This is a genomic window from Anaerotignum sp. (genome assembly GCF_045122575.1).
Taxonomy (GTDB): domain Bacteria; phylum Bacillota; class Clostridia; order Lachnospirales; family Anaerotignaceae; genus Anaerotignum_A.
This window is the reverse complement of record NZ_JBGVHV010000006.1, coordinates 1-4,084: the sequence shown is the minus strand read 5'-3', so window position 1 is coordinate 4,084 and position 4,084 is coordinate 1. Positions and strand designations below refer to the sequence as shown.

The 4,084-nt window shown below is 50.9% G+C and carries 3 protein-coding genes and 1 pseudogene; all 4 read right to left on the bottom strand.

Going from position 1 to position 4,084, the window contains the following annotated elements; genetic code table 11:
* On the bottom strand, positions 1 to 577 hold a 577-nt coding region (locus tag ACJMLT_RS00205), incomplete at its 3' end, for a flavodoxin family protein (RefSeq protein ID WP_405724802.1).
* A gap of 12 nt (positions 578 to 589) precedes the next feature.
* The gene (locus ACJMLT_RS00200) at positions 590 to 2,128 is read right to left on the bottom strand and encodes an AAA family ATPase (protein WP_405724799.1); all 1,539 of its coding nucleotides are present in this window, start codon (positions 2,126 to 2,128) and stop codon (positions 590 to 592) included.
* A gap of 116 nt (positions 2,129 to 2,244) precedes the next feature.
* The gene (locus ACJMLT_RS00195) at positions 2,245 to 3,636 is read right to left on the bottom strand and encodes a vWA domain-containing protein (RefSeq protein ID WP_405724796.1); all 1,392 of its coding nucleotides are present in this window, start codon (positions 3,634 to 3,636) and stop codon (positions 2,245 to 2,247) included.
* 155 nt (positions 3,637 to 3,791) lie between these two features.
* Positions 3,792 to 4,084: pseudogene (locus ACJMLT_RS00190) on the bottom strand (hypothetical protein); the annotation flags it as partial.

Sequence of the window (4,084 nt, the reverse complement as noted above, 5' to 3'; positions counted from 1 at the left end):
TCGCCCCTACCGGGCAGATGCTCACACATTTGCCGCAGTTCTGGCAGGTTTTTGCCTTGGGTGTCATAGGGATGGCACCATATTTTTTATAGGGTCTGTTGCCCACAAAGGGCATCGCTCTTTCTGTCCCCTGGTCCAGTTTGCTTCTGAACCTTCGAGACCAGTCCTTCAGCTGGATTTCATCATCCGCATCGGGTCTGCCTGCGGCAAATTCACGGAAAATGGAATGTTCCGCCACCACAGCCGCACCGGCCATGGGCACAAAGCCCTGTTCTGTCAGGATATCTTCCAGTTCCACCAGCGTATCTTCATAGGCTCTGTTGCCGTAAACCGCCACAAGGATGGCCTTCGCCCCGCCGCCCTGCATCTGCTGCAGACGTTCCGTGGCAACAGCAGGCACACGCCCCGCAAAGGAAGGCACTGCCACCAGACAGATATCCTCCGCCGTAAAAACTTTACGGAAGTCGGCTGTTCTGTCCATCAGATTGATTTCTGTTTTTTCTTCCCATGCCGCAGAAAGAAGGTCTGCGGATTTTTTGGTACCCCCGGTGGGGCTGAATGTAATCTCATAAAACATATTTCTTCCCCCTTAGAACAGCAGGTCAAGTTCTGTTTTTGCCTTTTCAATATCCTGCAGGATGGTTTTCTGCTTTTCGTCAAAGAGCAATTCCGTATTGTACTGATAATATTTTTCGCAGCCGTTTTCGCTGATAAATTTCACGCTGTAGAAGTTTGTGGTCAGTTCTGTGATGAAGATGACCATTTCCTGCCCTGTGCCGAAGGTTTCTTCCAGGAAAGTGAAGGCATTGTCCAGCATTGCGGATGCCAGCTCGATGGTTTCTTCTCTCTGTTCCGCTTCTGCCCCGAAAAGACCTTTCACCACTTCGAATGCATCTTCTTTTTCGCGGCAGCCCGCTTTTTTTGCTTCTGCCATAAAGAACTGCAGACGTTCCAATTCCTTCATGCGGGCACGTTCCGCTGTTTTTTCCAGCAGGCCTGCTTTTCTTTCCCTTGCAAATGCCGTTTCTCTTTCTTCCAGCAGGGCGGTGAAGATGTTTTCCCAAGGAGTTTCCCTGCAGTAAGGAGATGCAAAACGTTCCTTCAGTTCCAGCAGAACACCGTGGAGACCTGTTACCATCAGGTCGGCTTCGTAGGCTTTCTGGAAGTTTTCGGACAGGCGGCTCAGCAGCAGACCCATGACGCTCAGGCGTTCATCGAAGGGCGCGGCCTGCAGTTTTTCCACGGCCTGTTTCGTATATTCGCCGCGGAGGATATCATCCACGCGGTAGTCCGTGCGGTATTTTTTATACAGGTCAAGATAGTTGGCAAAATCCTTGGCGATTTTCTTATGCTGCAGATACTGATACACCAGACCTTCATCCACGGGCAGGTTCATTTCTTCGTAAACCTTCAGGATGGTGGACAGATCTTCCCAGCCGCGGGCGGTCACGAAGCGCTTGCCGTCCACTGTTGTTTCCATAGCATAGAAATGGTTCTTTCTGATTTCCAGATAGGACAGGATGGCGCCATGGATACCCTGTTTATAGGCATATTCCTTCCATACGGTGAAATTAGGTTCTACGTCGATCTTCTTTACACGGTCGAGGGTCACCACGTCGAATTCCCTTACGCTTTTATTATATTCGGGAGGGTTGCCTGCCGCAGCGATCAGCCAGCCCTCGGGCACTTTATGGGCGCCAAAGGTTTTCGCCTGCAGAAACTGCAGCATGGCAGGGGCCAGTGTCTCGGAGGCGCAGTTGATCTCGTCGATAAACAGAATGCCTTCCCGTAAGCCTGTCTGTTCCATTTTATCGTAAACAGAAGCGATGATCTCGCTCATGGTATATTCGGTCACGGCGTATTCCTTGCCGCCGTATTCCTTATGGCTGATGAAGGGCAGGCCGATGGCGGACTGTCTGGTGTGGTGGGTGATAGAATAGGAGACCAATGCCACGCCGCATTCCCTTGCCACCTGCTCCATGACGGCGGTCTTACCGATGCCGGGGGCGCCCATCAGAAGGACGGGACGCTGGCGTACCGCAGGGATCTTATATTCGCCGAATTCATCCTTCGCCAGATATGCCTGTATCGAATTTTTAATTTCTTCTTTCGCTCTTTTAATATCCATATATATTCCTCCTCAGGACCTTGGGGGCTTTGCCCCCAACTCCCCCACGAGGGGGTCACCCCCTCGACCCGATACGAAAACGCATGTACATGCGTTTTCAAACAGGGTGCAGGGAATTATTCCCTGCCGAGGTGTGGAGCAGCGCTCCACGAAAGATCGTCTTTGCCAAGTATCAGTTTCATTGCCCAAGGGGGCACGGTTGCATCTGTGTAGTCTTCGTGGTAGAAGATGAACGCGGTGTCATAAGTAGGTCGGCGTTTCGGGAAAGTGCCGTAGCCGTCGGTGAAATACAGCAGCCCCTTCAGGTTTTGGAAAGCCTTTTCCTCGATGAGCCTGTCCACATAGCGGAACACGGGACGGAAATCCGTACCGCCGCTGCCTCTCAGTTCAAAATCCTCCATAAACAAAGCCAGTTCCTCCGCCGAGGTGATCTTTTTATCCAGCTGGATATCCGCATCGCACTGGATGATATGGATATTCACCTTATGGAAGAAGGACTCATTGCTGGAAAGGATGGCATAGGTTTCCTCCAGAAACCGTTTCACCGTCTCCCCTTCGCAGGATTCGGAGGTATCAATGGCAATGACCAGTTCCTCTACCTTTTTCACTTCTTTATATTCCAATGCTTCGATGAGGGGCAGGTTGCCGTACATCTGTAATCCATAAGTATAGAAGATAAAATCGAAGGCATCATCATCCACCCGCATATCTTCCTTCAGGGTCACAAATTTCTGTAGGAACTGCCGATAATCGTAGCGTTCTCTGTTTTCCACTTTCAGATATTGCAGCAGGTCGCCGGCTTCCTCGCCCACATCCTTGGAGAAGGTCTCCAGGTTGGTCTCGGTTTTTTCGCCGATCTCCGTCCATTTCTGTTCCAGCTGCTGCTGTCTTTCCTCGTTCTGCTGATCGTCCTGATTCTGGTCGTTATTCTGATCGTTATTCCGGTCTTCATTCTCGTCGTTTTCGTCTTTTTTATGTTCCCAGAAAACGTGGTCGTCCACCCAGAATTCCAGCTGCAGTTTGCCGAATTCCTGTATGGAGAGGTTTTTTTCCTGCAACACACGATAGATCCCCTCGGCGGAGAGCACTTTCAGTTCCCTGCGGAGCATATCGTAGGTTTCGTTTCTCTTATCGGAAACCACCAGCTGTACCGCTTTACCGGGCAGGCTATCCACGATGGATTCCGTTGCGATATCACAGGCCAGATGCCAGAGTTCCTCATCGCGGTCGTTCAAATGGAAGGGATGGCGGAACAGGCAATGGATGACCATATGCAGATAGGCGCGGTTCACCAGCACGCGGTCGCAGAGGTAGCGCTGTACCAGATAACGGGGGTTAAACAAAATCTTTTCCCCGTCGGTGCCCACATGCATGGAGCTCAGGTTCATTTCGTATTTCAGGCCGCTGAGGGCCAGGTCAAGAAAGCGCATGGAAAGATACAGTTCGTTTCTGGATGCGCTCAAAATATTCGTCCCGACCTCGATCAGCCGTTTATGTGTCTCGTTCATCTTACCACCTCTTTTCTTGAGGGTTTCACCCTCAAACTCCCAGCAGGGAGATAATCCCCCTGCACCCCTAGTTGAAAAAGCATGTACATGCTTTTTCGTATGGGGGTTCTAAGGGGAATCATTCCCCTTAGCAGGGTTTGGGACAGAGTCCCAAGTTAAAGGTCAAAGCTTTTCTTTTTGCGGGCGGGGGCAAAGTGCCTGTGCTGGTAATCCATCAGAAAACTGAGGATGGCCGTGCGCCCTTTTTTCTGGGCGATCTCCAGCACTGCCGGCAGGTTCTCCGCGGTAAGCAGCCCCCAATCCGCAAACAGTTTGATTTTATCATTCTCGTTTCGGTTGATATAATACGCCGCCGCCCAAAGGAAATGGTCGCGGATATAGTCCAGATATACTTCTTTATGCTTTTCCTGCATCCGATAAGGATACTGCAGGCGGTTCATGGCAAGAA

Excerpts from the sequence above, each read along its gene's own strand:
- ACJMLT_RS00195 (WP_405724796.1), bottom strand. The coding sequence starts at position 3,636 with ATGAACGAGACACATAAACGGCTGATCGAGGTCGGGACGAATATTTTG.
- ACJMLT_RS00200 (WP_405724799.1), bottom strand. The coding sequence starts at position 2,128 with ATGGATATTAAAAGAGCGAAAGAAGAAATTAAAAATTCGATACAGGCA.